Origin of the sequence: Enterobacter sp. 342, assembly GCF_036663495.1 — a bacterium.
Classification (GTDB): Bacteria; Pseudomonadota; Gammaproteobacteria; order Enterobacterales; family Enterobacteriaceae; genus Enterobacter.
Genome location: NZ_JAWUEI010000010.1, coordinates 112719 through 139081, shown reverse-complemented (window position 1 = coordinate 139081; position 26363 = coordinate 112719). Strand labels below are relative to the sequence as shown.

The following is a 26363-nucleotide window of genomic DNA, read 5'->3' as shown; positions in this document are numbered from 1 at the left end:
TGAAAAGGATCTTACCCTGATGAAAAAAATCCTCTCCCTCTCAATGCTTGCTCTGTGTGTTTCTCATGGCGCGATGGCAGCGAACTACAGCCTTAATAACGACAACATTGCCCTGTCATTTGATGACACAAACTCGACGGTTGTGGTTAAAGACACCAGGGCCAACCATCCGCTGACACCGCAGGAGCTGTTCTTTCTGACGCTGCCAGATGAGAAAAAAATCCACACGGCGGATTTTAAGATCAAGCATGTCGAAAAGCAGGACAGCGGAATCGTCATCGACTACACCCATCCTGACTTTAACGTGACGGTGAAGCTGAACCTGGTGAAGGGGAAATACGCCAGCATCGACTACACCATCGCAGCCGTCGGGCAGCCTCGTGAAGTGGCGAAAATCACCTTCTTCCCGACCAAAAAGCAGTCCCAGGCACCTTACGTAGACGGGGCAATTAACAGTTCGCCGATTATCGCAGACTCGTTCTTTATCCTGCCGGATAAACCCATCGTTAATACTTACGCCTATGAAGCGACAACCAACCTCAATGTGGAGCTGAAAACGCCCATTCAACCAGCAACGCCGGTCAGCTATACCACGTACTTCGGTACCTTCCCGGAAACCAGCCAGCTGCGCCGTAGCGTAAACCAGTTTATCGACGCCGTCCGTCCGCGTCCGTATAAGCCTTATCTACACTACAACAGCTGGATGGACATCGGTTTCTTTACCCCTTACTCCGAGCAGGATGTGCTGGGGCGTATGGACGAATGGAACAAGGAATTTATCACCGGGCGGGGCGTAGCGCTGGATGCTTTCCTGCTTGACGATGGCTGGGATGACCTTACCGGGCGCTGGCTGTTCGGCCCGGCATTCAGAGCAGGTTTTGGTAAAGTACGGGAGAAAGCTGACAGCCTCCACAGCTCCGTTGGCCTGTGGCTTTCGCCGTGGGGCGGATATAACAAACCGCGCGATACTCGTGTCTCGCATGCAAAAGAGTATGGTTTCGAAACGGTAGACGGGAAGCTGGCGCTGTCAGGCCCGAACTACTTTAAAAACTTTAATGAGCAGATTAGTAAGCTGATAAAAAACGAGCATATTACCTCGTTTAAGCTGGACGGAATGGGTAACGCCAACTCGCACATTAAAGGCAGCCCGTTCGCCTCGGATTTTGACGCCTCTATTGCACTGCTGCATAACATGCGCAGCGCCAATCCGAACCTGTTTATCAACCTGACAACCGGAACCAATGCCAGTCCATCCTGGCTGTTCTACGCCGATTCCATCTGGCGTCAGGGTGATGACATAAACCTGTATGGCCCAGGTACACCGGTACAGCAGTGGATGACTTACCGCGACGCTGAAACGTACCGTTCCATTGTACGCAAAGGCCCACTGTTCCCACTCAATTCGCTGATGTACCACGGGATCGTCAGTGCAGAAAATGCCTATTACGGGCTGGAGAAAGTGCAAACGGACAGCGATTTTGCCGACCAGGTCTGGAGCTATTTCGCCACCGGCACGCAGTTGCAGGAGCTATACATCACCCCTTCAATGCTGAATAAGGCGAAGTGGGACACCCTGGCGCAGGCCGCGAAGTGGTCGCGGGACAACGCCAGCGTACTGGTAGACACGCACTGGATTGGTGGTGATCCAACTGCGCTGCAGGTTTACGGTTGGGCATCCTGGAGCAAGGATAAAGCGATTCTCGGCTTACGTAACCCGTCGGATAAGCCGCAAAGCTACTACCTGGATTTGACGAGAGATTTCGAAATCCCGACAGGAGACGGAACGCAGTTTAGTCTGAGGGCGGTGTACGGCAATAATTCAACCATACCTGGGCAGTACAAAAAAGCGGTGGTGATTACGCTGCAACCGCTGGAAACGCTGGTATTTGAAGCATTACCAGAAAAATAAAAAGTGTTCAGTTGGCAGGTTAAGCCATGACCTGCCAGCTTCCCCCTTTCCTTGCCCCCACGCGTTTTAATTTACCTTTTGATTGCAAAGAACGGAGATAACGTTCCGCAGTGCGGGAAGTTACGCCCAAAACAGATGCCAACATTACCGCAGTCATTTGCGGTTGAACGGTAAGAAGCTCAAGGATAGTATTTTCCTTTTCCGACAATTCTTCCGACATTTTTTCCGACAATACTGGCGACATACCTATGACTTCCCGCAAAGCTTCAGCCATATTTTGCAGCATAAACTCCACGAATGCCGTGCAATCACTGGCCCGATCGCATTGTCCTAATATCTGGTAATAGCGCGCCTGCTGAAAATGGATGAGTGTCTCGACGGGTAGCCATGCCAGTTCCGCACGCCACTGGCTTAAGATCAACGTTTGCCACAGCCGCCCCATGCGGCCATTTCCATCTGAAAAGGGATGAATAAACTCAAACTCGTAATGAAATACCGAACTGGCAATCAGCGGGTGGAGATCAGTTTGCTTAAGCCAGGAAAGAAGATCGTCGATCAGACGGTTCATCTGGGAGGCAGGAGGAGCCATGTGGACTAACTGGTTTCCACGATATACCCCTACGTCTCCATTCCTGAGCTTTCCAGGGAGATCGACCAGACCAGTCATTAATAACCGGTGTGCATTGAGTAAGTCATTGAGCTTCCATGGCTTCCATTCAGACAATTTCTCATATGCCAGGATAGCATTGCGTACTTCCTGAATATCTTTTTCAGGCGCGAGCACGCGCTTGCCATCCATGATTGCCGTCACTTGCCCGGTAGTCAGCGAGTTGTGTTCAATGGCCAGCGATGCCTGGATAGTGCGGATACGGTTCTCTTTACGCAGTAAAGGAGATGTCCTTCCGGAATGAGCCGCCCAATGCCCCAGCAACTCACCAATCTCAACAACCTGATTGAGAATTGATGGCGTGATAGCGAATGGAGGCAGGTAGCGGCTCATACGTTTACTCTCCCTGCTGCTCCAGCGCATACTTATACAGCGCATTTTTCTTCACGCCGTGAATTTCCGCCGCTAGTGCCGCAGCCTTCTTCAGCGGCAGTTCTGCCTGCAGCAGCGCCAGCGTACGCAGCGCATCAGCCGGGAGCGCATCTTCTTGCGCTTTATGCCCTTCGACAATCAGCACCATTTCACCTTTACGGCGGTTTTCATCTTCCTTCACCCACGCCAGCAGTTCACCCACCGGTGCGCCGTGGATCGTTTCCCACGTTTTGGTCAGTTCACGCGCCAGCACCACGTAGCGTGATTCCCCCCAGACGGCCACCATATCTTCCAGGCTTTCCAGCAGACGATGGGTTGATTCGTAGAAGATCAGCGTGCGCGGTTCCGCCTCCAGATCTTTTAACACATCGCGGCGGCCTTTGGATTTAGCAGGCAGGAAACCTTCATAGCAGAAACGGTCAGATGGCAACCCCGCAGCGCTCAACGCAGCAATTGCGGCGCAGGGGCCCGGCAAAGGTACAACCCGGATCCCCGCTTCACGACAGGTACGCACCAGATGATAACCAGGGTCGTTAATCAGTGGTGTTCCTGCATCGGAAACTAACGCAATGTTCTGCCCCTCTTTCAGCTTCGCCACCAGCGTTTCGGCTTTTTGTTGCTCATTGTGATCGTGCAGGGCAAACAAACGGGCGGTGATCGCAAAATGTTGAAGCAGTAAACCGGTGTGCCGGGTATCCTCAGCAGCAATTAAATCAACAGCTTGCAACACGGTAAGCGCACGTTGGGTAATATCAGATAAATTCCCGATAGGAGTAGGTACAATATAGAGCTGGCCTTGAGAATTATCCGCCGTTTCGTGTTGTTTCATTGTTTAGTCCGTATTGCCGATTTAATATTGAGCATTGCGTAAAAAAAATCACTGGATACAGTATGGTACCGTTAACATTTCTTCGAAAAAAAGCCACACGCAGCGTGCCGCTTCTGCTGGCAGCGCTGATCTTTGCAGGCTGTGGCACCCAGGCACCTGACCAGAGCACTGCACATCTGCAGGGTTCCGCTCAGGCTGATTCTGGTTTTTATCTGCAACAAATGTCGCAGAGTTCAAATGATACCAAGACCAACTGGCAATTACTCGCCATTCGTGCACTGTTGAAAGAGGGGAAAACCCAGCAGGCCGCCGAACTGTTCAATCAGTTACCGAAAGATCTTAACGACACTCAACGTCGTGAGCAGAGTTTGCTTTCTGCTGAACTGAAAGTCGCGCTGAAAGATTATGATGGCGCGAAAAAGCTCCTGGGTGATATCGACGTCAGCGCGCTGGATAAAAATCAGCAGGCTCGCTTCTGGCAGGCAGGTATTGCCGCTGAGCAGGGTCGTCCTTCCCTGACACTGCTCCGTGCACTGATTGCCCAGGAACCGCTGCTCGGCGGTGCCGACAAGCAGAAAAATATTGATGCCACCTGGCAGGCGCTTGCCTCCATGACCCAGGAACAGGCGCAGGCACTGGTCATCAATGCCGATGAGAACGTACTGCAGGGCTGGCTGGATCTGCAGCAGATGTGGTTTAACAACCGCAACGATCCGAAGATGCTGAAAGCCGGTATTACTGACTGGCAGACCCGCTACCCGCAGAATCCGGGCGCGAAAATGCTGCCAACACAGCTGGTAAACGTGCAGAACTTTAAGCCAGCATCGACCAGCAAAATCGCCCTGCTGCTGCCGCTAAACGGTCAGGCGTCGGTATTTGGTCGCACTATTCAGCAGGGTTTTGAAGCGGCGAAAAACGGTACCACGCCGGTGACAGGCAGTGCCGTTCCGGCACAAGCAGCACAGGCAGCAAATGTGAACGATGTTGTCAGCCCCTCCGCAGCCGAGACCAGTGACCTGACCACCGCCCAAACCCCGACGCAGGGCACGATGCAAAACCCGGTTACCGCACCAACAACACCTCCGGCTGCCGCAACTGCGCCTGCAACACAGGCTCCGGCTGAGACAGAAGCAGCACCGGCACCTGCTGCCACAGCACAACCGTCTGAACAGCAACCTGCGCAACCCGCAACCCAACCTGCTGCGCAGCCGCAAACCGTGGCAGCCTCCAGCGCCAACCCGAGTGCTGAGCTGAAAATCTACGACACCAGTTCACAGCCGCTTGACCAGGTGCTGGCGCAGGTTCAACAGGACGGTGCAAGCATCGTTGTCGGCCCGCTGCTGAAAAACAACGTGGAAGAGCTGATGAAGAGCAATACCACGCTGAACGTGCTGGCGCTCAATCAGCCTGAGCAGGTTCAGAACCGGGCCAATATCTGCTACTTCGCGCTTTCCCCTGAAGATGAAGCCCGCGATGCCGCACGACATATCCACGAGCAGGGTAAACAGGCTCCTCTGTTGCTCATCCCACGCAGTACGCTGGGCGATCGCGTCGCGAATGCCTTTGCCGATGAATGGCAGAAGCTCGGTGGCGGTATGGTGCTGCAGCAGAAATTCGGTTCCGTCTCTGAACTGCGCGCTGGCGTAAATGGCGGGGCAGGTATCGCCCTGAACGGTAGTCCGGTGACCGCAAGCCTGCCGCAGCAGCAGGGCGTGACAATTGGTGGTCTGACAATCCCTGCCCCACCTACCGACGCGCAGATCAGCGGTGGCGGTAAAGTGGATGCAGCCTATATTGTCGCCACGCCACAAGAGATCGCCTTTATCAAACCGATGATTGCAATGCGTAACGGCAGCCAGAGCGGCGCAACGCTGTACGCCAGTTCACGCAGCGCGCAAGGCACTGCAGGCCCGGATTTCCGTCTGGAAATGGACGGTCTGCAGTACAGCGAAATCCCTATGCTGGCAGGCAGCAATCCGGCACTGATGCAGCAGGCGCTGGGGGCAGTACGTAACGACTACTCTCTGGCACGTCTGTATGCGATGGGTGTCGATGCGTGGGCGCTGGCAAACCACTTTACCCAGATGCGTCAGGTGCCAGGCTTTGAGCTTAACGGCAACACCGGCGATCTGACCGCTACTCAAGATTGCGTGATCAACAGGAAGTTATCATGGCTCAAATACCAGCAGGGGCAAATCGTCCCGGCCAGTTAAGCCGTAAAGAGACCGGCGATGCGTGGGAACTCAAAGCGCGTCGCTGGCTTGAAGGCAAAGGACTGCGCTTTATCGCCGCTAACGTCCGTGGGCGTGGCGGCGAAATTGACCTGATCATGAAAGAGGCTCAGGTCATTGTGTTTGTAGAAGTCCGTTTTCGACAGTCCTCCCGTTTTGGCGGTGCTGCCGCCAGCGTGACGCTCGCCAAACAACATAAATTATTACAGACTGCCCACTTGTGGCTTGCCCGCCATAATGGGAGCTTTGATACTGTGGATTGCCGGTTCGATGTGATAGCCTTCACCGGAAATGAGATCGAATGGCTTAAAAACGCTTTTGGCGAAGACGCATAATTAAGATTTAAAAGGGATAACGTGCTCGAAAGAATTAAAGTGTGCTTCACAGAAAGCATCCAGACTCAGATTGCCGCGGCTGAAGCGCTACCGGATGCTATCTCCCGTGCCGCGATGACGCTGGTGCAATCCCTGCTTAATGGCAACAAAATCCTCTGTTGTGGCAACGGAACGTCAGCCGCCAACGCACAGCATTTTGCTGCCAGCATGATCAATCGTTTTGAAACAGAACGTCCGAGTTTACCTGCCATTGCACTTAATACCGATAATGTGGTCTTAACAGCGATTGCTAACGATCGTCTGCATGACGAAATTTATGCGAAGCAGGTGAGAGCCCTCGGCCATGCCGGAGATGTACTGCTGGCAATATCCACACGCGGCAACAGCCGGGACATTGTCAAAGCCGTAGAAGCCGCTGTGACCCGGGACATGACTATCGTGGCTTTAACCGGCTATGACGGTGGTGAGCTGGCGGGTTTGCTGGGGCCGCAGGATGTGGAAATCCGCATTCCTTCTCACCGTAGCGCGCGTATTCAGGAAATGCATATGCTGACGGTAAATTGCTTATGTGACCTGATCGATAACACGCTTTTCCCTCACCAGGATGATTAAGGAGTTCTTATGAAGGCTTTATCGACCCTCGCAGTCCTTATGTCTGCATTACTGCTTCAGGGCTGTATCGCTGCGGCTGTCGTGGGTACTGCTGCGGTAGGCACCAAAGCAGCAACCGATCCGCGTACTGTCGGGACGCAGGTGGATGACGGTACGCTTGAACTGCGCGTCAACAGTGCGCTGTCGAAAGACGAACAGATTAAGAAAGAAGCGCGCATCAATGTGACGGCTTATCAGGGCAAAGTGTTGCTTGCGGGCCAGGCCCCCAATATGGAACTCGCCTCACGCGCCAAACAGATTGCGATGGGTGTAGAAGGTACAACAGAAGTCTTCAACGAAGTGCGCCAGGGACAACCTGTCAGCCTGGGCACCGCATCGTCTGACACCTGGATCACCACCAAAGTGCGTTCCCAGTTGCTGGGTTCTGACCAGGTGAAATCTTCCAACGTGAAAGTGACGACGGAAAACGGTGAAGTGTTCCTGCTGGGTCTGGTAACCGACCGTGAAGGAAAAGCTGCGGCTGATATCGCCAGCCGGGTGAGCGGCGTGAAACACGTCACCACCGCGTTTACTTATATCAAGTAATAAAAAATACCCGGCAATGTCGGGTATTTTTTTGTCTTAAACCAACGCAAGACTTCCCACTACCACCCCACTCAACGCCACCAGCCCCGCTGTCAGCCACAGCGCTTTGGCCGGGAATGATTTACGCAGCATGATAAGCGACGGCAGGCTGATTGCAGGCAGTGTGATGAGCAGCGCCAGCGCCGGTGCTGTGCCCATGCCAGCCAGCATCATGGTCTGCACAATCGGGATCTCCGCCGCCGTTGGGATCACAAACAGGCAGCCTGCAACGGCCATCGCAATGACCCACATCAGCGTGTTGTCGATAGCCCCATCCGCATGCGGGAAAAGCCAAACGCGCGCAGCCCCCAGAACCAGTACCGCCAGGATATAGACCGGGATAGTGCTCCAGAAAAGCTGCCATAACGCCTGACCCCAGCGCATGAAGAAACTCCCCTGAGGCTCGCTGACGTTCAGCTCAACTGACGCCGGTTCAACGGCATTATCTTTCACCCATTTTTGTACCAGCGTCGCGACTACCAGCACCGTCAGCAATCCAGCCACCAGACGGATGAACGCAAAATGCCAGCCCAGAACAAATCCCATAAACACCAGCGTCGCCGGGTTTAATAGCGGGTTACCCATCCAGAAAGCCAGCGCTCCGCCCATTGAGACACGCTGGCGACGCATCCCCGCGGTAACAGGAGCAGCGCAGCAGGAGCACATCATGCCCGGCAGAGAGAAAATCGTCCCCAGAAGCGTGCCCTGAAAACGCGACTGCCCAAGAGTTTTCACCAGCCAGTTCCTCGGAATAAGTACCTGAATCAGTGACCCCAGAATGACGCCTAAAACGGCGGCTTTCCAGACGGCAAGGAAGTAGACCATGGCGTAATCCCACGCCGCCTGCAGTGGGCTAGCATCAGCCTGAGCGAGAATAGATTTACCGATGCTGTGCGTTTCGGCGGCGGTGAAGGCTTTGCCGTAATAAGGCTGCCATTTCACATACCAGAGGCCGATAATGACCACAAGAAAGAAGAGCGCGGGCTTCCACCATTGAACAGGTGTTGCCGCCTGAGATGAAGACTGACCAGTCATAACATTCCCCGGAGAGTAGTAGGTAATTAGCCGGGGGAGTTTACGCCTCGCCCTGCGCGATTTCACGCAGTTTTGCCGAAGGGATAATGTTCACCCCTTCCTTCGAAGGCGAAAGCGCCTCTTTCAGCATCGCGCGAGCGACATCCTGCGCCTCAATGGATTTCCAGTTCCCCGGAAGAATGCGGAATAGCGGTGCGAAAATTGACTCATTAAAACGCCGTTCGTCGCGGTGTCCCAGTAGCATGGAGGGGCGAGCAATCGTCAGATATTCCCACCTCTGCGCAATCAGCGCGTCCTCCATTTTGCCCTTCACTTTGTTGTAGAAAAAAGGCGATCCGGCACTGGCGCCCAGCGCGCTGACCACCAGGAAATGTTTCGCCCCAAGCCTTTTGGCCGTGAGTGCCGTATCTACCACCAGTGTGTAGTCCGCATGCACAAACGCCTCTTTACTGCCCGCCTCACGCCGGGTCGTGCCGAGGCAGCAAAATGCGATATCAATGGGGTCCTGCACCTGTGCCAGCGCGTCCGTCAGTTGCGGATCATGTGGGTTAAAGACGCCGGAGATGTCTGCGAGCGGTCGTCGCGTCGGGGCGGCGATATAATTCACTTTGCGCTCCTGAATCAGCAGGCGCAGCAAATGTCCACCCACCAACCCGGTTGCGCCTGTAAGCAATACCTGGCTCATCTTTTCCCCTTTACAGAATTGTCCGTTTGCGAACTCAGCGTGGTCGACCACACTTAGAAGTCTGTTACAGGTAAGTATTTACCACAAGCGGAGAAAAATCAGTCTGAAGCCAAAACAACGGAGGAAACATGGGCAAGAAAATCGCAGTCTTGATTACCGACGAGTTTGAAGATTCAGAATTCACCTCTCCAGCTGAGGCGTTCCGCAAGGCGGGACATGAGGTCATCACCATTGAGAAAGAAGCGGGCAAAACGGTGAAAGGTCATAAGGGAGAAGCCAGCGTGACCATCGACGAGACTATCGATAACGTTAGCCCCTCAGATTTTGACGCCCTGCTGTTACCCGGCGGCCATTCACCGGACTCCCTGCGTGGCGACGAACGTTTCGTGACCTTTACCCGGGACTTCGTCTCTACCGGCAAACCGGTCTTTGCCATCTGCCACGGCCCGCAACTGCTCATCAGCGCTGAGGTTGTACGCGGGCGTAAGCTCACGGCGGTGAAACCGATCGTTATCGATCTGAAAAATGCAGGGGCCGAGTTTTACGATCAGGAAGTGGTCAACGACAAAGACCAGCTGATCACCAGCCGGACCCCGGACGATCTTCCGGCATTTAACCGCGAAGCGCTACGCCTGCTCGGCGCGTAGCCAGTGCAGCTTCTTGCCAAAGCCCAGCGTGTTGTCGGTAAATTTCAGCTCATCAAGGCGGATTTCCCATACCGGGGCTTTTAGCGAAGCGGCAACAGGAAAGCGGCGCGTGTAACGGGTACGACGCGCGTCGCTCTCTTCTCCGTCCAGACGACGGATTTCCCCTTTAAACTGCACCCCACGGATCAGCGCGACCGTTTTAGGCTGGCCATTCACCGTGCCCGCGACCTTCGCCTGCTGGCCAGTCATCTGCGCATGACGAGTCTTATCTTCACTCATGACATAAAAGGCCACACGCTCGGGATCGTAGTAGTAAAACGCGTTTGCGCACCACATCTCGCCCTCGCTGTACACGCACCAGGTGACGACATGCTGTTTCGCCAGCCAGCGGTTAATGGTGGCCAGTGTTTCCATTTTCATTCTCTCTCATGCTATGGTGCGTTCACCTTAACATACTGAATCTGTTTACCGTGTGCTGGTTTCTCTATCTTGTCCGAACCGCTGATAACTCACTCTACACCGGGATCACCACCGATGTGGCGCGGCGTTTTTTACAACATCAAACGGGAAAAGGGGCAAAAGCACTGCGGGGGAAAGGAGAACTACAACTCGCCTTTTCAGCACCTGTTGGTGACAGATCGCTGGCGCTCAGACTGGAATACCGTATTAAGCAGTTGACGAAGCGCCAGAAAGAGCGCCTCGTGAGCGGAGACGGCTCGTTTGAGGCGCTACGCGAGCGCCTGATTAAAAGCGATTGAAATGGTCGTGGTATTCCACCAGGCCATTAACGCCATTGAGCGCGTCATCGGCCAGACGGTGTACCTGGAAGGCGGATTCCGTGCCCGGCCAGCGGCAGCGGAGATCGTAATGCGCGGCCTGCTCAAAGCCTAAATGGCCATAGAACGCCGGATCGCCCAGTGTGACCACAGCGGCATAGCCAAACTCATTGAGCGAATCCAGCCCTTCATAGACCAACTGGCGTGCCAGCCCTTGTCCACGATAATTTTCATCAACGGCCAGTGGAGCCATACCTACCCACTGGAGCTCTTCTCCCTGAACGGTAACCGGGCTGAAGGCAACGTAGCCCACCACCTGACCTTCATCATCGGTGGCAACCAGCCCCAGCGTAATCAAGCCGTCTTCGCGAAGATCGTGGACCAGTTGGGCTTCGGCATCGCTCTCAAAAGAGCGGCGTAGCAACGCATCAATTCCCGGTGCATCAATCCCAATTTCAACTCGAATCAGCATGGCTCACCTACTGAAGTGTGTTTGCTTTCCGGCGGGCTTTTCAGCCCGGCCTCAACGAAATCTGCCATTTGCATCAACATGACACGCAGCGCTTTCGGCATCTGCTCCAGCTCAATGGCATCCATTAAATTCTTAACGTACAGGCCCAGCTCCGTATCGCCTTCAATGACCAGACGACGCTGGAAGAAGAGCGTATCCGGATCTTGCTTACGCGCGGCAATCATCAGCAAATCGCTGGCGTTGGCGCTAAAACTCACATCCGCGTCGGCAGATTCACGTACGATCAACTGGTCATTCTCAACAGAGGTAAACCAGCGCAGCCCGATGTCACGCACCTCAATGCTTAACCAGCGGCCTTCCAGGAATTCCAGCTCGCCATCCTGCAGCGCCTGGCGGAACTGCCAGCTCAGGACCTGCTCCAGCACCTGGCGTTTAAGCGCGAACGGCGCCAGTTTGACCGGCACGCTCAGCATTGATGGACCAAATTGTACGAGACGTGAACGCAGTTTATCCAGCACGAGCTTTACTCCCTGATATCTATAGTCCTGCTATTTTGCCATATCCGAAGCACAACATAGCGGCGTAAATCAACAAACCGTCGTCCGGTGTACCTCATTATTGGTGCCATCAATACGCCATTAGCTGCCTTAAATCAAAAATTGTCGCGTATGGGTTAATTAAAATCCCAGCTCGTTAACAATTTTGCGATCGACTACATCAGGATAAATTATGGAGCTGCTCTGCCCAGCCGGAAACCTTCCGGCGCTTAAGGCGGCCATCGAAAATGGGGCCGATGCGGTCTATATCGGGCTAAAAGATGACACCAATGCCCGCCATTTTGCTGGCCTCAACTTTACGGAGAAAAAGCTTCAGGAAGCCGTTAACTTCGTTCATCAGCACCGCCGCAAACTGCATATCGCCATCAACACTTTTGCCCATCCTGATGGCTATGCCCGCTGGCAGCGTGCGGTGGATATGGCTGCGCAACTGGGTGCGGATGCGCTGATTCTGGCCGACCTCGCTATGCTTGAGTATGCGGCAGAACGCTATCCCCATATTGAGCGCCACGTCTCTGTTCAGGCATCTGCCACTAACGAAGAGGCCGTACGTTTTTACCATCAAAACTTTGACGTGGCCCGTGTGGTGCTACCGCGCGTGCTCTCTATTCATCAGGTTAAGCAACTCGCGCGCGTCACGCCAGTGCCGCTGGAAGTTTTTGCTTTTGGTAGCCTGTGCATTATGGCTGAAGGTCGTTGCTACCTTTCCTCTTATTTAACCGGTGAATCGCCGAATACCGTCGGGGCCTGCTCCCCTGCCCGCTTCGTCCGCTGGCAGCAGACGCCACAGGGGCTGGAGTCTCGCCTGAATGAAGTTCTGATCGACCGCTATCAGGACGGTGAAAACGCTGGCTATCCGACGCTGTGTAAAGGCCGCTACCTGGTCGACGGCGAGCGCTACCACGCGCTGGAAGAACCCACCAGCCTCAACACGCTGGAGCTGCTGCCGGAACTGCTGGCGGCCAATATTGCCTCGGTAAAAATCGAAGGTCGCCAGCGCAGCCCGGCGTACGTGAGCCAGGTGGCGAAAGTCTGGCGTCAGGCCATCGACCGCTGCATGGCCGATCCGCAGAATTACGCTCCACAACCGGCCTGGATGGAAACGCTCGGTTCGATGTCCGAAGGCACGCAAACCACGCTTGGCGCGTATCACCGTAAATGGCAGTGAGATAACCATGAAATATTCATTAGGGCCGGTGCTCTACTACTGGTCAAAAGAGACGCTGGAAGACTTTTACCAACAGGCCGCCAGCAGCAGCGCCGATGTGATTTATCTCGGTGAAGCCGTGTGCAGCAAACGCCGCGCCACTAAGGTAGGCGACTGGCTGGATATGGCAAAAAACCTGGCCGGAAGCGGCAAACAGGTGGTGCTTTCAACGCTCGCGCTGGTACAAGCCTCTTCCGAACTGGGGGAACTGAAGCGTTACGTTGAGAATGGCGAGTTCCTGCTGGAAGCGAGCGACCTGGGAGTGGTGAACATGTGCGCTGAACGCAAGTTGCCGTTTGTCGCGGGTCATGCGCTGAACTGCTATAACGCCGTCACCCTGCGTCTGCTGCTCAAACAGGGGATGACGCGCTGGTGCATGCCGGTAGAACTCTCCCGCGACTGGCTGGCAAATCTGCTGACACAGTGCGAAGAGCTGGGTATTCGCAATCAGTTTGAAGTGGAAGTACTGAGCTATGGCCATTTGCCGCTAGCCTACTCTGCCCGTTGCTTTACCGCGCGCTCGGAAGATCGTCCGAAAGACGAGTGTGAAACCTGCTGCATCAAGTATCCGAACGGGCGCAGCATGCTGTCTCAGGAGAATCAGCAGGTATTTGTTCTGAACGGTATTCAGACCATGAGCGGTTATGTCTATAACCTGGGCAATGAGCTGGCATCGATGAACGGGCTGGTAGACATGGTGCGTCTGTCACCGCTGGATACCAGCGTGTTCGCAATGCTGGACGCCTTCCGCGCCAATGAAAATGGGACATCTCCACTTCCGCTGACCGCTAACAGCGACTGCAACGGTTACTGGAAGCGGCTCGCCGGGCTGGAACTGCAGGCATAGCGATAAAGTGTAAAGGCTCACTTTGTTAACAACGGTTATTAATTTTTAATGCACTATTAAAAGATTCACCGTCGACAAAGTGAGCTGTTATGACTGATAAAACCATTCCGTTTTCGGTGCTGGATCTGGCGCCGATCCCACAAGGTTCCTCAGCGCGCGAGGCCTTTTCCCACTCTCTGGATCTTGCTCTTCTTGCCGAAAAACGTGGCTATCATCGCTACTGGCTGGCGGAACACCACAATATGGTGGGTATCGCCAGTGCCGCGACCTCAGTGCTGATTGGCTATCTGGCGGCGAACACCACCACGCTGCACCTGGGATCCGGTGGCGTCATGCTGCCGAACCATGCACCACTGGTGATTGCCGAGCAGTTTGGTACGCTCAATACCCTCTATCCTGGCCGCATTGATTTAGGGCTTGGCCGTGCGCCGGGCAGCGATCAGCCGACCATGCGCGCGCTACGTCGCCATATGAGTGGGGATATCGACAACTTCCCACGCGATGTGGCGGAACTGGTGGACTGGTTCGATGCGCGGGACCCAAACCCTCACGTGCGCCCGGTACCGGGTTATGGCGAGAAGATCCCGGTGTGGTTGCTGGGCTCAAGCCTCTACAGCGCACAGCTTGCCGCACAACTGGGGCTGCCATTTGCATTTGCCTCACACTTCGCGCCGGATATGCTGCATCAGGCGCTACATCTCTACCGTACGAACTTCAAACCATCTGAGCGTCTGGAAAAACCGTATGCGATGGTGTGTATCAATATCATTGCTGCCGACAGTACTCGCGATGCCGAGTTTTTGTTCACCTCCATGCAGCAGGCGTTTGTGAAGTTGCGCCGCGGTGAGACAGGCCAGTTGCCGCCACCGGTGGAGAATATGCATCAGTTATGGTCCGCTTCCGAGCAGTATGGCGTGCAACAGGCGCTAAGCATGTCTCTGGTGGGCGATAAGGCGAAAGTGCGTCACGGTCTGGAAGCGGTGCTGCGTGAAACGCAGGCGGATGAGATTATGGTTAACGGCCAGATTTTCGATCACCAGGCGCGTTTATATTCGTTTGAGCTGGCGATGCAGGTGAAAGAAGAAATGTCGTGAAGTGTGTTTTGTTACTCCAGCCCTCTCCCACAGGGAGAGGGTGAAAAGAGGCGTTTACTGATACACAGGCAGCAGGTTGAAGCTCGACAGCACATGCACCAGTGCGTTGCCAACACCGAACACCAGAATCAGCACAATCATCGGCTTGCCGCCCCAGACGCGGAATTTAGGGCTACCGAAGCGTTTACGTGATTTACGCGCCAGCAGCGCCGGGACAATCGCAGCCCAGATGGTTGCTGCCAGTCCGGCATAACCGATGGCATACAGGAAACCATTCGGCCACAGCAGACCTCCTACAATCGGTGGCAGGAAGGTCAGCAGTGCGGTTTTGAAGCGCCCCATTGCAGAATCATCAAAACCAAACAGATCAGCCAGGTAGTCAAACAGACCCAACGTCACGCCGAGGAACGAGCTCGCCACGGCAAAGTTGGAGAACACCACCAGCAAGAGATCCAGGCTACGGCTGTTCAGCACACCACTCAGCGCCTGCACCAGCACATCAATGTTTCCACCCTTCTGCGCAATGCCGATAAATTCCGGACGCGGGATGTTACCCATCGTCCCCAGCAGCCAAATCACATACAGACCCAACGCCAGCAGCGTGCCGTAGACCAGACACTTCACAATCGTGCGTGGATCTTTGCCGTAGTACTTCATCAGGCTCGGCACATTACCGTGGTAGCCGAACGACGCCAGACAGAATGGCAGCGTCATCAGCAGGTACGGCGTATAGGAGGTATTCACTTCGGCGACATTAAACAGTGTCGCGGGAGTGACGTGCCCCAGCAGGCTGCCGAAGGTCAGGAAGAAGGTGATGACCTTAGCGCCCAGCACAATCGCCGTCATGCGGCTCACTGCTTTGGTGCTCATCCAGACGATAAACGCCACGCCCAGTGCAAAGCACAGCCCTGCCAGACGCGCCGGAACGTTCAGCGACATCTCCGAGAAGGTGTGATGCAGAATAGAACCGCTCGCTGAAATATACGCGTAGGTCAGGATGTAAAGCACAAACGCGATGGAGAGGCCGTTCACCAGGTTCCAGCCTTTGCCTAACAGATCTTTGGTAATGGTGTCGAAGCTGGAGCCTATACGGTAGTTCAGGTTCGCTTCGAGGATCATGAGCCCGGAATGGAGCATACAGAACCAGGTAAAGACCAGCGCCGCCAGCGACCAGAAGAACCACGCACCGGACATGACCACTGGCAGGGAGAACATCCCGGCGCCAATAATGGTTCCGCCGATGATCACCACGCCGCCAAGCAGCGAAGGTGACGTTTGGGTGGTGGTTAGTGTCGCCATACAGCCATTTCTCCAGTCAATAATGCGGTGATGCATTTTAATGTGCAGCACTGTACCAGTACAGGAGTACAAAAGAAATAAAAAAAGCCCCGATTGTGTTTATCGGGGCTGTATATTTTACTTTACGTCAGTTGCGTAAGGATTACGCGTCACGACGACGGCTTGAACCTTCGTCACGACGTGGGCCGCGGTTTTCACGGCGCTCGCCGGAGAAACGACGACCTTCACCGCCACGACCTTCGCTGCGACCACCTTCACGACGCTCACCACCGAAACCGCGACCACCGCCACGACGTTCGCCGCCACGGTCAGGACGTGGCTGTGCATCGCCCAGCAGTTGCATGTTCATCGGCTTGTTCAGGATGCGGGTGCGAGTAAAGTGCTGCAGTACTTCGCCCGGCATGCCTTTTGGCAGCTCAATGGTAGAGTGGGATGCGAACAGCTTGATGTTACCAATGTAACGGCTGCTGATGTCGCCTTCGTTAGCGATCGCGCCAACGATGTGACGAACTTCAACACCATCATCACGGCCCACTTCAATGCGGTACAGCTCCATGTCGCCAGCGTCACGACGCTCACGACGTGGACGGTCTTCACCACCGCGCTCTGGACGGTCACCACGTGGGCCACGATCGTTACGGTCGCCACGACGTTCGAAGCGATCGTCACGGTCACGGAATTCACGCTTAGGACGCATTGGTGCATCTGGTGGCACGATCAGGCTACGTTCGCCTTGCGCCATTTTCAGCAGTGCTGCTGCCAGAGTTTCCATATCCAGCTCTTCGCCTTCAGCGGTTGGCTGAATCTGAGACAGCAGTGCACGGTACTGATCCAGATCGCTACTTTCCAGCTGCTGCTGAACTTTCGCGGCGAATTTTTCCAGACGGCGTTTGCCCAGCAGTTCTGCGTTTGGCAGGTCAGCTTCTGGAATGGTCAGCTTCATGGTGCGTTCGATGTTACGCAGCAGACGGCGCTCACGGTTCTCAACGAACAGCAGAGCACGACCCGCACGACCCGCACGACCGGTACGGCCGATACGGTGAACGTAAGACTCGGAGTCCATCGGGATGTCGTAGTTAACAACCAGGCTGATACGTTCAACGTCCAGACCACGTGCTGCCACGTCGGTTGCAATCAGGATATCCAGACGACCGTCTTTCAGACGCTCCAGAGTCTGCTCACGCAGGGCCTGGTTCATGTCGCCGTTCAGCGCTGCGCTGTTGTAGCCGCTACGCTCAAGCGCTTCAGCCACTTCCAGGGTCGCGTTTTTGGTACGAACGAAGATAATCGCCGCATCAAAATCTTCCGCTTCCAGGAAACGTACCAGCGCTTCGTTTTTGCGCATGCCGTATACAGACCAGTAGCTCTGGCTGATGTCCGGGCGAGTGGTAACGCTGGACTGAATACGCACTTCCTGCGGCTCTTTCATGAAGCGGCGGGTAATGCGACGAATCGCTTCTGGCATGGTTGCAGAGAACAGCGCGGTCTGATGACCGTCCGGGATCTGCGCCATGATAGTTTCTACGTCTTCGATGAAGCCCATACGCAGCATTTCATCTGCTTCATCCAGTACCAGGCCGCTCAGTTTAGAGAGGTCCAGAGTACCGCGCTTCAGGTGATCCAGCAGACGGCCAGGCGTACCGACAACAATCTGTGGGCCCTGGCGCAGGGCGCGTAACTGCACGTCATAACGCTGGCCGCCGTACAGGGCTACCACGTTTACGCCGCGCATATGTTTAGAGAATTCCGTCATTGCTTCAGCAACCTGAACAGCCAGTTCACGGGTTGGAGCCAGGACGAGGATCTGCGGTGCACGCAGGTCCGGATCAATATTGTTCAGCAGCGGCAGCGAGAACGCCGCAGTTTTACCGCTACCAGTCTGGGCCATGCCCAGCACGTCACGACCAGAGAGCAGATGTGGGATACATTCTGCCTGGATCGGAGATGGTTTTTCGTAACCCAGATCGTTAAGGGCTTCAAGGATAGGAGCCTTCAGGCCCAGATCTGCAAAAGTGGTTTCGAATTCAGCCATGTAGTACGAGTGCCTCAATGTCAATGGCGGCCAGTCTACTTAGCTCATCGTGAAAATGATCTGCAATTTTCATTGAAAAGTGTGAACCGGCTCAAATTAGATGTATTGACGAACAACAACGCCCTCACCAGTTAAGATGATGGCAATCAAAAGATTACGGGCTGATGTTTATGTCGTCAGCTATTGCTGGTCCGATTCTGCCAGGTCGTCTTGCTCCTGGCCCAAGAGCGATAATTCCAACAATGCATAACGGTGCTCAACGAAGTTGTGTACGTTGTTAGCAACCGCTAATTTGAACAGTGCCGTAGCGCTGTCCTTATCCCCCAGACTTAGGTAGTACTTACCTAAATAGAAGTTGGTTTCACTGAGATGCTCAGCGAGCGAGGTGTTATCCGTTGCGTCCGCCTTGAGGCGTTCCATCAGCGTTGCTTCGCTAATGTTGCCCAGGTAGAACTCGACAATGTTCCATCCCCACTGTTCCTTGTCCGATTTATCGAAGCGCTGTTTCAGCGCCTCTTTTGCCTGCTTCTCATCGAGCTTCCGCTCAACGATGTAAAGCCACAGGCTACGGAAAGGATCATTAGGATCGTCTTGATAAAACGCCAGCAGATCATCTTGCGCTAACTTATCACGACCGCCGTAATACAATGCGATACCGCGATTCAAGTGCGCGTAGTTGTAAGTTGGATCAAGCTCAAGTACAGAATCAAACGCTTCATAGGCAGCATCAAAATTGCCTGCCTGCGTTAAATAAATGCCTAAGTAATTGAATACTTCAGGCATATCAGGTCGGATTGCCAGCGCTTGTGAAAAATCATTTCGCGCCAATGCCCTCAGACCGAGACTATCATACAACACTCCGCGCTCATATAAAAGCTGTGCGCGTTCGTCATCGGTTAAAGCCCGACTGGCAAGAATTTGTTCCATGCGTGCCAGAATCACTTCCTGCTGCAAAGTCGGTTGCAATGGCACTGCGAGGACTTCGCTCTTACGCCAGGCAGAGTTGCTGCATCCTGCCAGCGTTAGAGCTGTCGCAACGAAACACCAGCGCAAAAAAGGCTTCATTTCCCACTCCCGAAGACAACTATTGGATGAACGTCCTGTCCCCCGGCGGCTTAACAAGGCGTCCTGCCTGATAATAGGCCCTCCGCAAAGCGGAGGGCAAATGGCAACTTACTCGCCTTGCTGTTCTGCTGCCTGTGCTTCAGGCGCAGCAGCTGGCTGAGACTGCTCGGTTGCTTCTTTAATGCTCAGACGGATACGGCCCTGGCGGTCAACTTCCAGAACTTTAACCGGTACTTCCTGGCCCATCTGCAGGTAATCGGTCACTTTCTCAACGCGCTTGTCAGCGATCTGAGAGATGTGAACCAGACCTTCTTTACCGCCACCGATGGCAACGAACGCGCCAAAGTCAACGATACGGGTCACTTTACCTGCATAGACGCGGCCCACTTCGATTTCTGCAGTGATTTCTTCGATACGACGGATAGCGAATTTCGCTTTCTCGCCATCGGTTGCAGCAATCTTCACTGTACCGTCATCTTCGATTTCGATGGTGGTGCCAGTTTCTTCGGTCAGAGCACGGATAACAGAACCGCCCTTACCGATAACATCTTTGATCTTGTCTGGATTGATCTTGATGGTGTGAATACGCGGAGCGAACTGAGAAATATCGCCACGCGGTGCGTTAATCGCTTGTTCCATCACGCCCAGGATGTGCAGACGCGCACCTTTAGCCTGGTTCAGAGCAACCTGCATGATCTCTTTGGTGATACCTTCAATTTTGATATCCATCTGCAGTGCAGAGATACCGTCGCGGGAACCCGCTACTTTGAAGTCCATATCGCCCAGGTGATCTTCGTCGCCCAGAATGTCAGACAGAACAACAAAGTTGTCGCCTTCTTTCACCAGACCCATTGCGATACCCGCAACAGCGGCTTTGATTGGCACGCCTGCATCCATCAGCGCCAGAGAGGCACCACACACGGAAGCCATGGAAGAAGAACCGTTAGATTCGGTGATTTCAGAAACCACACGAACGGTGTACGGGAATTTGTCTGCGTCTGGCATCACTGCCAGCACGCCGCGCTTCGCCAGACGACCGTGACCAATTTCACGACGCTTCGGCGAACCCACCATACCGGTTTCACCTACGGAGTACGGAGGGAAGTTATAGTGGAACAGGAAGCTGTCAGTACGCTCGCCCATCAGTTCGTCGATGATCTGTGCATCACGGGCAGTACCCAGAGTTGCCGTCACCAGCGCCTGAGTTTCACCACGGGTGAACAGCGCAGAACCGTGAGTACGTGGCAGTACGCCAGTACGAACGTCCAGACCACGGATCATGTCTTTTTCGCGGCCATCAATACGCGGCTCACCAGCCAGAACGCGGCCACGAACAACGTTTTTCTCGATTGCGTGCAGGATTTCGCCAATTTCGTTAGCGTCCAGCGTTTCGTCTTCAGCAACCAGGGCAGCGGTAACGTCAGATTTGATCACGTCAACCTGAGCGTAACGCTCCTGTTTGTCAGTGATACGGTACGCATCGCTCAGACGAGATTCTGCCAGTGCAGCAACGCGTGCATTCAGTGCGTCGTTTGCCGCTTCTGGCTGCCAGTCCCAACGTGGTTTACCCGCTTCTTTCACCAGGTCGTTGATGTTCTGGATAACAACCTGCTGCTGATCGTGACCGAAGACCACGGCGCCCAGCATCTGGTCTTCGCTCAGCAGTTCAGCTTCAGATTCAACCATCAGAACGGCAGCTTCAGTACCCGCAACAACCAGGTCCAGCTTACTTTCTTTCAGCTCTTCCTGAGTTGGGTTCAGTACGTACTGGTCGTTGATGTAACCGACGCGCGCGGCACCGATTGGGCCATTGAATGGAATACCAGACAGTGACAGGGCGGCAGAAGCACCAATCATCGCTACGATGTCCGGGTTAACCTGTGGGTTAACGGAAACAACGGTCGCGATAACCTGAACTTCGTTCACGAAACCTTCCGGGAACAGCGGGCGAACCGGGCGGTCAATCAGACGCGCGATCAGGGTTTCGCCTTCGCTTGGACGGCCTTCACGACGGAAGAAACCACCTGGGATTTTACCGGCAGCGTAAGTACGCTCCTGGTAGTTAACGGTCAGCGGGAAGAAGTCCTGACCTGGTTTTGCTTTTTTCTGGCCAACTACGGTCACGAATACTGCAGTGTCATCCATGCTTACCATAACGGCAGCAGTAGCCTGACGTGCCATCATGCCGGTTTCCAGCGTGACGGTATGTTGACCATACTGGAATTTACGAACGATCGGATTCAGCAAAATTCTGTCCTTTCTTAAATGTTTGACAGCACACCCACGGCGTGCTGTCGATTTAACCCGACCTTCTTCGCATCCTCGCGACTAATGACAACCGACACCCTCATGGGTGAAGCCTCTCATTAGCCGCGCGAACCTCTGCAATGAAGATCATTTATAGCAACAATACAATAGTTTCCAGTGAATTGCTGCCGTCTGGTTGAAAAAAGGGGCCATCAGGCCCCCTTTTCTGAAACTCGCAAGACTTAGCGACGCAGACCCAGACGCTCGATCAGCGCGGTGTAGCGTGCAACATCTTTACGTTTCAGGTAGTCGAGCAGTTTACGACGCTGAGAAACCATGCGCAGCAGACCACGACGGCTGTGGTGATCTTTTTTGTGCTCTGCAAAGTGACCCTGCAGGTGGTTAATCTGTGCAGTCAGCAGTGCAACCTGAACTTCGGTAGAACCGCTGTCGTTAGTACCACGACCAAACTCAGAAACGATTTTAGCTTTAGCTTCAACGCTTAGAGACATTTTCAAACTCCAAAGTATAAAGAATGTAAGGATGCCGATCTCTAATTCAGCAATCCAATGTACGCCCCGCAGATTGTTAAACAATTTACCAGGCGTTAAGCGGCAATATTCTACTCGTCTCCCCTGCTTATCGCAAGGTGAGCCGTTATCGCCGTCACGCTTCTACCGGGTATTCGACGACCAGACGGCGCGGCGCAACGCGCCCTTCACCATCCATTTCGCCCATCCCAATAAACTTGCCTTCATCACCTTCAGTCACACGTACCAGACCTTCGAGCGGCGCATCAGCCGTACGAACCGGGTTTCCGTTCTTAAAGTAAACGGACGATGTTAAAGGAAGATTAACTACAGGGAAGTCCGCTGCCGGACTGTCCATCGGCATCAGCAATGGATCCAGTAAATCTGCCGGAGCAATACCCTGGGCTTCAGCCTGTTCAACCAACGCGCGAAGATGTTCAAGGGTCACCATTCGCTCTACTGGATACTTACTCACCGCAAGGCGGCGCAGGTAGATAACATGCGCGCCACAGCCCAGTTTTTCACCGAGATCGTCGATGATGGTACGAATATAGGTGCCTTTCGAACAGTGTACTTCCAGCTCCAGTTCATCCCCTTCGTGGCGAATAAACAGCAGTTCATACACGGTTATCGGACGGGCTTCACGCGGGACTTCAATGCCCTGGCGTGCATATTCGTAGAGTTTTTTTCCCTGATATTTCAGCGCCGAATACATCGACGGCACCTGCATCGTGTCCCCACGGAAGCTCTCCAGCGCAGCATCAAGCTGTTCCGCGCTGAATGTCACCGGACGCTCTTCTACCACCTGACCATCTGCGTCGGAGGTATCCGTACGCTGTCCTAGTTTGGCGATAACTCGGTAACGCTTATCGGAGTCGAGCAGGTACTGGGAAAACTTTGTCGCCTCCCCCAGACAAACCGGCAGCATACCGGTTGCCAGAGGGTCCAGCGCACCCGTGTGGCCCGCACGGTTGGCGTTAAAAATACGCTTAACTTTTTGCAGCACGTCGTTGCTGGAAGCGCCCTGGGGTTTATCCAGCAGCAGCACACCATGCACGTCGCGACCACGACGACGAGGACGACTCATTAGTCCTCCTTGCTGTCGTCCGCTGGGTTAACACGACGTTCGTCGTCATGTTTCACCACGCTGGTTACCAGGTTAGACATACGCATACCTTCAACCAGCGAGTTGTCGTAGAAGAAGGTCAGCTCAGGCACGATACGCAGACGCATCGCTTTACCAAGCAGAGAGCGGATGAAACCAGAGGCTTCCTGAAGGGCTTTGATACCGTTTTTAACTGCGGCTTCATCCTGATCGTTCAGGAAAGTCACGAACACTTTGGCATACGCCAGGTCACGGGACATTTCTACGCCAGACACGGTGGTCATCATACCCACGCGTGGGTCTTTAATTTCACGTTGCAGAATGAGGGCGATCTCTTTCTGCATTTCCTGCGCTACGCGCTGAGGGCGACCAAATTCTTTCGCCATAATAAATTCTCCAGACAAAAAAGGGGCTAAAGCCCCTTTTTTAAATTATTGCCGGGTGGCGCGAGGCGATCCCGGCCTACAATCGGTCATTAAGCGATGGTACGCTGAATTTCGATGATCTCGAACACTTCGATCATATCGCCAACGCGAACGTCGTTGTAGTTCTTCACGCCGATACCACATTCCATACCGTTACGGACTTCGTTCACGTCATCTTTGAAGCGGCGCAGGGATTCCAGCTCGCCTTCATAGATAACCACGTTGTCGCGCAGGACACGGATTGGGTTGTGACGCTTGATGATACCTTCGGTAACCATACAGCCCGCGATCGCACCGAATTTCGGTGATTTGAACACGTCACGTACTTCAGCCAGACCGATGATCTGCTGTTTCAGCTCAGGAGACAGCATACCGCTCATCGCAGCTTTCACTTCGTCGATCAGGTTATAGATGACGGAGTAGTAACGCAGATCCAGGCTTTCCGCTTCGATCACGCGGCGAGCAGAAGCATCAGCACGCACGTTGAAGCCAACCAGGATGGCGTTGGACGCTGCAGCCAGGGTCGCGTCGGTTTCGGTGATACCACCTACGCCAGAACCGATGATCTTCACTTTAACTTCGTCGGTAGACAGTTTCAGCAAGGAGTCGGAGATCGCTTCCACAGAACCCTGAACGTCGGCTTTCAGAACAACGTTCACTTCGTGAACTTCACCCTCGGTCATGTTGGCAAACATGTTCTCGAGTTTAGATTTCTGCTGACGAGCCAGTTTAACTTCACGGAATTTGCCCTGACGATACAGTGCAACTTCACGTGCTTTCTTCTCGTCACGCACAACGGTCACTTCGTCACCGGCAGCCGGCACACCGGACAGACCCAGGATTTCCACTGGAATGGACGGACCTGCTTCCAGGACTTCCTGACCCAGTTCGTTACGCATCGCACGAACACGGCCATATTCGAAACCACACAGGACGATATCGCCTTTATGCAGTGTACCTTCGCGAACCAGAACGGTCGCCACTGGGCCACGGCCTTTATCCAGGAAGGATTCGATAACAGCGCCGCTCGCCATACCGTTACGGATCGCTTTCAGCTCCAGAACTTCAGCCTGCAGCAGGATCGCGTCCAGCAGGTCGTCGATACCGGTACCCGCTTTCGCAGACACGTGTACGAACTGGCTTTCACCGCCCCACTCTTCTGGCATGATGCCGTATTGGGACAGTTCGTTTTTAACACGATCCGGATCCGCTTCTGGCTTATCGATCTTGTTCACTGCAACCACTACCGGCACACCCGCCGCTTTCGCGTGCTGGATAGCTTCAATAGTCTGTGGCATGACGCCATCATCAGCTGCAACAACCAGAACAACGATATCTGTCGCCTGGGCACCACGAGCACGCATTGAGGTAAACGCGGCGTGACCTGGGGTATCCAGGAAGGTGATCATACCGTTGTCAGTTTCTACGTGGTAAGCACCGATGTGCTGGGTAATACCACCCGCTTCACCGGAGGCCACTTTCGTAGAACGAATGTAGTCGAGCAGAGAGGTTTTACCATGGTCAACGTGACCCATGATGGTCACCACTGGCGCACGCGGTTCAGCCGCAGCACCGGTGTCACGGTCGCTCATTACCGCTTCTTCCAGCTCGTTTTCACGACGCAGGATAACTTTGTGGCCCATCTCTTCGGCAACCAGCTGTGCGGTTTCCTGGTCGATAACCTGGTTGATGGTCGCCATTGCGCCCAGCTTCATCATCGCTTTGATGACCTGAGAGCCTTTAACTGCCATCTTGTTCGCCAGATCGCCAACGGTGATGGTTTCGCCGATCACAACGTCACGGTTAACTGCCTGAGCTGGCTTCTGGAAGCCCTGCTGCAGAGAAGAACCTTTACGCTGTTTGCCGCCTTTACCACCACGTACCGCTGCACGCGCTTCTTCACGGTCAGCTTTAGATTCGGCGTGTTTATTGCCTTTCTTCGCCGGACGCGCTGCTTTCGCATTGCGACCACGACCACGGCCGCCTTCAACTTCACGGTCGTTATCATCTTCAGCCTGACGCGCGTGCTGAGAAGTGGTCACGTGATAGTCGCTGGTATCTTCAGACTGCTCAGCGATATCAACACCGTTCTTCTCGTTTTCTTCTGCCATACGGCGTGCTTCTTCAGCCACACGACGCGCTTCTTCTTCCAGCTTACGACGGGCTTCTTCTTCCGCTTTGCGCTTCAGCTCGGCAGCTTCATTTTCACGGCGGGCTTTTTCAGCCTGGGCGGTTTTGGTCATTTCGTCTGTCTGTTGATTGCTCACTTTGTCTTTTTCCGCAGCGTCACGCTTCACTTTATCACTTGCGTCGCGTTTCGCTTTTTCTGCGGCCTCACGTTCAGCTTTTAATTCTGCTTCACGTTTAGCGGTTGCTTCCGCCTCACGCTGAGCTTGTTCTTCCGCTTCACGCTGTGCCTGCTCTTCCGCGGCAAGGCGTTCTGCCTCTTGCGGATCACGTTTTACAAAGGTGCGCGTCTTGCGGACTTCAATTTGTACCGATTTGCTTTTGCCACCGGTACCTGGGATGTTTAACGTGCTACGCGTTTTGCGTTGCAGCGTTAACTTGTCAGGCGTCGAACCGTGTTCACGGTTCAGATGCGTTAACAAGGTTTGTTTTTCTTGCGCGGTCACCGAGTCATCAGCGGACTTCGGGATCCCTGCATCAGCAAATTGCTGTACCAGGCGGTCCACGGAGGTCTGAATCTCAGCAGCCAGCGATTTTACAGTTACATCAGTCATGCTGTTCCTTCCTGCTACAG

The 26363-nt window shown here is 54.1% G+C and carries 26 protein-coding genes; 10 read left to right on the top strand and 16 right to left on the bottom strand.

What is annotated here, in order from left to right:
* The first annotated feature begins 19 nt into the window (after positions 1-19).
* Entirely contained in the window at positions 20-1909 is a 1890-nt protein-coding gene (locus tag V6E55_RS10785) for an enterotoxin (RefSeq protein WP_316942779.1), read from the top strand.
* 19 nt (positions 1910-1928) lie between these two features.
* Here the strand turns inward: V6E55_RS10785 and V6E55_RS10780 are convergent, their stop codons facing one another.
* Complete coding sequence (locus tag V6E55_RS10780) at positions 1929-2909, bottom strand: Fic family protein (RefSeq protein ID WP_114978826.1); 981 nt, start codon at positions 2907-2909, stop codon at positions 1929-1931.
* A 4-nt stretch (positions 2910-2913) separates the two neighbouring features.
* Positions 2914-3777 (bottom strand): 16S rRNA (cytidine(1402)-2'-O)-methyltransferase, encoded by an 864-nt coding sequence (gene rsmI, locus V6E55_RS10775; protein WP_114978827.1) that lies wholly within the window; start codon positions 3775-3777, stop codon positions 2914-2916.
* A 62-nt stretch (positions 3778-3839) separates the two neighbouring features.
* On the opposite strand from rsmI, the gene V6E55_RS10770 reads away from it, so the two are divergent.
* The 4 genes from V6E55_RS10770 to dolP are packed head-to-tail and all read left to right on the top strand — an operon-like array spanning position 3840 to position 7540.
* Positions 3840-5990, top strand: a complete 2151-nt coding sequence (locus tag V6E55_RS10770; protein WP_316942778.1) for a penicillin-binding protein activator — start codon at positions 3840-3842, stop codon at positions 5988-5990.
* On the top strand, positions 5948-6343 hold the full coding sequence (locus V6E55_RS10765) for a YraN family protein (RefSeq protein ID WP_028017062.1): 396 nt from the start codon (positions 5948-5950) through the stop codon (positions 6341-6343). The genes V6E55_RS10770 and V6E55_RS10765 overlap by 43 nt, the downstream gene beginning before the upstream one ends.
* Before the next feature lie 21 nt (positions 6344-6364).
* Positions 6365-6955, top strand: a complete 591-nt coding sequence (gene diaA, locus V6E55_RS10760) for a DnaA initiator-associating protein DiaA (protein WP_003861754.1) — start codon at positions 6365-6367, stop codon at positions 6953-6955.
* 9 nt (positions 6956-6964) lie between these two features.
* On the top strand, positions 6965-7540 hold the full coding sequence (dolP, locus tag V6E55_RS10755) for a division/outer membrane stress-associated lipid-binding lipoprotein (protein WP_114978829.1): 576 nt from the start codon (positions 6965-6967) through the stop codon (positions 7538-7540).
* A gap of 36 nt (positions 7541-7576) precedes the next feature.
* On the opposite strand, the gene V6E55_RS10750 is transcribed toward dolP, so the two are convergent.
* Together V6E55_RS10750 and V6E55_RS10745 are read right to left on the bottom strand one after the other, a co-directional pair.
* Positions 7577-8614 (bottom strand): permease, encoded by a 1038-nt coding sequence (locus V6E55_RS10750; protein WP_316942776.1) that lies wholly within the window; start codon positions 8612-8614, stop codon positions 7577-7579.
* Between the two features lie 40 nt (positions 8615-8654).
* Positions 8655-9299 carry an NAD(P)H-binding protein gene (locus tag V6E55_RS10745; protein WP_129994894.1) on the bottom strand — a complete coding sequence of 215 codons (645 nt, stop codon included), beginning with the start codon at positions 9297-9299 and terminating at the stop codon, positions 8655-8657.
* Between the two features lie 128 nt (positions 9300-9427).
* Between V6E55_RS10745 and V6E55_RS10740 the strand changes: the two genes are divergently transcribed.
* Positions 9428-9946 (top strand): type 1 glutamine amidotransferase domain-containing protein, encoded by a 519-nt coding sequence (locus tag V6E55_RS10740; RefSeq protein WP_008501486.1) that lies wholly within the window; start codon positions 9428-9430, stop codon positions 9944-9946.
* Here V6E55_RS10740 and V6E55_RS10735 read toward each other — a convergent pair.
* Entirely contained in the window at positions 9926-10360 is a 435-nt protein-coding gene (locus V6E55_RS10735; RefSeq protein ID WP_316942801.1) for a YhbP family protein, read from the bottom strand. The two genes, V6E55_RS10740 and V6E55_RS10735, sit on opposite strands and share 21 nt — an antisense overlap.
* Before the next feature lie 14 nt (positions 10361-10374).
* Between V6E55_RS10735 and V6E55_RS10730 the strand changes: the two genes are divergently transcribed.
* The gene (locus V6E55_RS10730; RefSeq protein ID WP_316942800.1) at positions 10375-10704 is read left to right on the top strand and encodes a GIY-YIG nuclease family protein; all 330 of its coding nucleotides are present in this window, start codon (positions 10375-10377) and stop codon (positions 10702-10704) included.
* Here V6E55_RS10730 and V6E55_RS10725 read toward each other — a convergent pair.
* Both V6E55_RS10725 and ubiT read right to left on the bottom strand, forming a co-directional pair.
* On the bottom strand, positions 10691-11194 hold the full coding sequence (locus V6E55_RS10725) for a GNAT family N-acetyltransferase (protein ID WP_114978832.1): 504 nt from the start codon (positions 11192-11194) through the stop codon (positions 10691-10693). The genes V6E55_RS10730 and V6E55_RS10725 overlap by 14 nt on opposite strands.
* On the bottom strand, positions 11188-11712 hold the full coding sequence (gene ubiT / locus V6E55_RS10720) for a ubiquinone anaerobic biosynthesis accessory factor UbiT (RefSeq protein ID WP_028017055.1): 525 nt from the start codon (positions 11710-11712) through the stop codon (positions 11188-11190). Before ubiT ends, V6E55_RS10725 begins: the two co-directional genes overlap by 7 nt.
* Positions 11713-11923: 211 nt before the next feature.
* Here ubiT and ubiU point away from each other — a divergent pair, with 211 nt between their 5' ends.
* The 3 genes from ubiU (at position 11924) to V6E55_RS10705 (ending at position 14899) form a co-directional block, all read left to right on the top strand.
* On the top strand, positions 11924-12919 hold the full coding sequence (ubiU, locus tag V6E55_RS10715; RefSeq protein WP_114978834.1) for a ubiquinone anaerobic biosynthesis protein UbiU: 996 nt from the start codon (positions 11924-11926) through the stop codon (positions 12917-12919).
* Between the two features lie 7 nt (positions 12920-12926).
* A complete protein-coding gene (locus tag V6E55_RS10710) occupies positions 12927-13805 on the top strand; it encodes a U32 family peptidase (RefSeq protein ID WP_316942774.1) in 879 nt (292 codons plus the stop codon).
* A gap of 89 nt (positions 13806-13894) precedes the next feature.
* Positions 13895-14899 carry a luciferase-like monooxygenase gene (locus tag V6E55_RS10705; RefSeq protein ID WP_316942773.1) on the top strand — a complete coding sequence of 335 codons (1005 nt, stop codon included), beginning with the start codon at positions 13895-13897 and terminating at the stop codon, positions 14897-14899.
* A gap of 54 nt (positions 14900-14953) precedes the next feature.
* Here the strand turns inward: V6E55_RS10705 and mtr are convergent, their stop codons facing one another.
* The 9 genes from mtr to infB all read right to left on the bottom strand — a co-directional run bounded on the left by mtr (position 14954) and on the right by infB (position 26343).
* Entirely contained in the window at positions 14954-16198 is a 1245-nt protein-coding gene (mtr, locus tag V6E55_RS10700; protein WP_108091080.1) for a tryptophan permease, read from the bottom strand.
* A 142-nt stretch (positions 16199-16340) separates the two neighbouring features.
* On the bottom strand, positions 16341-18230 hold the full coding sequence (locus tag V6E55_RS10695) for a DEAD/DEAH family ATP-dependent RNA helicase (RefSeq protein WP_028017050.1): 1890 nt from the start codon (positions 18228-18230) through the stop codon (positions 16341-16343).
* Entirely contained in the window at positions 18223-18303 is an 81-nt protein-coding gene (yrbN, locus tag V6E55_RS10690) for a protein YrbN (RefSeq protein ID WP_097533792.1), read from the bottom strand. Before yrbN ends, V6E55_RS10695 begins: the two co-directional genes overlap by 8 nt.
* Before the next feature lie 107 nt (positions 18304-18410).
* Positions 18411-19295, bottom strand: a complete 885-nt coding sequence (nlpI, locus tag V6E55_RS10685; RefSeq protein WP_008501476.1) for a lipoprotein NlpI — start codon at positions 19293-19295, stop codon at positions 18411-18413.
* A gap of 108 nt (positions 19296-19403) precedes the next feature.
* On the bottom strand, positions 19404-21542 hold the full coding sequence (gene pnp / locus V6E55_RS10680; RefSeq protein ID WP_114978837.1) for a polyribonucleotide nucleotidyltransferase: 2139 nt from the start codon (positions 21540-21542) through the stop codon (positions 19404-19406).
* A gap of 242 nt (positions 21543-21784) precedes the next feature.
* Positions 21785-22054 (bottom strand): 30S ribosomal protein S15, encoded by a 270-nt coding sequence (rpsO, locus tag V6E55_RS10675; protein ID WP_003861789.1) that lies wholly within the window; start codon positions 22052-22054, stop codon positions 21785-21787.
* A 154-nt stretch (positions 22055-22208) separates the two neighbouring features.
* Positions 22209-23159 carry a tRNA pseudouridine(55) synthase TruB gene (truB, locus tag V6E55_RS10670; protein WP_028017048.1) on the bottom strand — a complete coding sequence of 317 codons (951 nt, stop codon included), beginning with the start codon at positions 23157-23159 and terminating at the stop codon, positions 22209-22211.
* Complete coding sequence (rbfA, locus tag V6E55_RS10665; RefSeq protein WP_003024988.1) at positions 23159-23563, bottom strand: 30S ribosome-binding factor RbfA; 405 nt, start codon at positions 23561-23563, stop codon at positions 23159-23161. Before rbfA ends, truB begins: the two co-directional genes overlap by 1 nt.
* An 89-nt stretch (positions 23564-23652) precedes the next feature.
* On the bottom strand, positions 23653-26343 hold the full coding sequence (gene infB / locus V6E55_RS10660) for a translation initiation factor IF-2 (protein ID WP_316942771.1): 2691 nt from the start codon (positions 26341-26343) through the stop codon (positions 23653-23655).
* Positions 26344-26363 lie beyond the last annotated feature (20 nt).

Bases quoted from the DNA above. Each gene is read 5' to 3' on its own strand.
- infB (WP_316942771.1), bottom strand. From the start codon at position 26,343: ATGACTGATGTAACTGTAAAATCGCTGGCTGCTGAGATTCAGACCTCC.
- V6E55_RS10770 (WP_316942778.1), top strand. From the start codon at position 3,840: ATGGTACCGTTAACATTTCTTCGAAAAAAAGCCACACGCAGCGTGCCG.
- V6E55_RS10785 (WP_316942779.1), top strand. From the start codon at position 20: ATGAAAAAAATCCTCTCCCTCTCAATGCTTGCTCTGTGTGTTTCTCAT.
- V6E55_RS10705 (WP_316942773.1), top strand. From the start codon at position 13,895: ATGACTGATAAAACCATTCCGTTTTCGGTGCTGGATCTGGCGCCGATC.
- V6E55_RS10730 (WP_316942800.1), top strand. From the start codon at position 10,375: ATGCTATGGTGCGTTCACCTTAACATACTGAATCTGTTTACCGTGTGC.
- mtr (WP_108091080.1), bottom strand. From the start codon at position 16,198: ATGGCGACACTAACCACCACCCAAACGTCACCTTCGCTGCTTGGCGGC.
- V6E55_RS10780 (WP_114978826.1), bottom strand. From the start codon at position 2,909: ATGAGCCGCTACCTGCCTCCATTCGCTATCACGCCATCAATTCTCAAT.
- yrbN (WP_097533792.1), bottom strand. From the start codon at position 18,303: ATGAAAATTGCAGATCATTTTCACGATGAGCTAAGTAGACTGGCCGCC.
- V6E55_RS10745 (WP_129994894.1), bottom strand. From the start codon at position 9,299: ATGAGCCAGGTATTGCTTACAGGCGCAACCGGGTTGGTGGGTGGACAT.
- rsmI (WP_114978827.1), bottom strand. From the start codon at position 3,777: ATGAAACAACACGAAACGGCGGATAATTCTCAAGGCCAGCTCTATATT.
- rbfA (WP_003024988.1), bottom strand. From the start codon at position 23,563: ATGGCGAAAGAATTTGGTCGCCCTCAGCGCGTAGCGCAGGAAATGCAG.
- V6E55_RS10695 (WP_028017050.1), bottom strand. From the start codon at position 18,230: ATGGCTGAATTCGAAACCACTTTTGCAGATCTGGGCCTGAAGGCTCCT.
- V6E55_RS10710 (WP_316942774.1), top strand. From the start codon at position 12,927: ATGAAATATTCATTAGGGCCGGTGCTCTACTACTGGTCAAAAGAGACG.
- truB (WP_028017048.1), bottom strand. From the start codon at position 23,159: ATGAGTCGTCCTCGTCGTCGTGGTCGCGACGTGCATGGTGTGCTGCTG.
- ubiU (WP_114978834.1), top strand. From the start codon at position 11,924: ATGGAGCTGCTCTGCCCAGCCGGAAACCTTCCGGCGCTTAAGGCGGCC.
- V6E55_RS10740 (WP_008501486.1), top strand. From the start codon at position 9,428: ATGGGCAAGAAAATCGCAGTCTTGATTACCGACGAGTTTGAAGATTCA.
- V6E55_RS10725 (WP_114978832.1), bottom strand. From the start codon at position 11,194: ATGCTGATTCGAGTTGAAATTGGGATTGATGCACCGGGAATTGATGCG.
- nlpI (WP_008501476.1), bottom strand. From the start codon at position 19,295: ATGAAGCCTTTTTTGCGCTGGTGTTTCGTTGCGACAGCTCTAACGCTG.
- V6E55_RS10750 (WP_316942776.1), bottom strand. From the start codon at position 8,614: ATGACTGGTCAGTCTTCATCTCAGGCGGCAACACCTGTTCAATGGTGG.
- V6E55_RS10765 (WP_028017062.1), top strand. From the start codon at position 5,948: ATGGCTCAAATACCAGCAGGGGCAAATCGTCCCGGCCAGTTAAGCCGT.
- V6E55_RS10735 (WP_316942801.1), bottom strand. From the start codon at position 10,360: ATGGAAACACTGGCCACCATTAACCGCTGGCTGGCGAAACAGCATGTC.
- dolP (WP_114978829.1), top strand. From the start codon at position 6,965: ATGAAGGCTTTATCGACCCTCGCAGTCCTTATGTCTGCATTACTGCTT.
- rpsO (WP_003861789.1), bottom strand. From the start codon at position 22,054: ATGTCTCTAAGCGTTGAAGCTAAAGCTAAAATCGTTTCTGAGTTTGGT.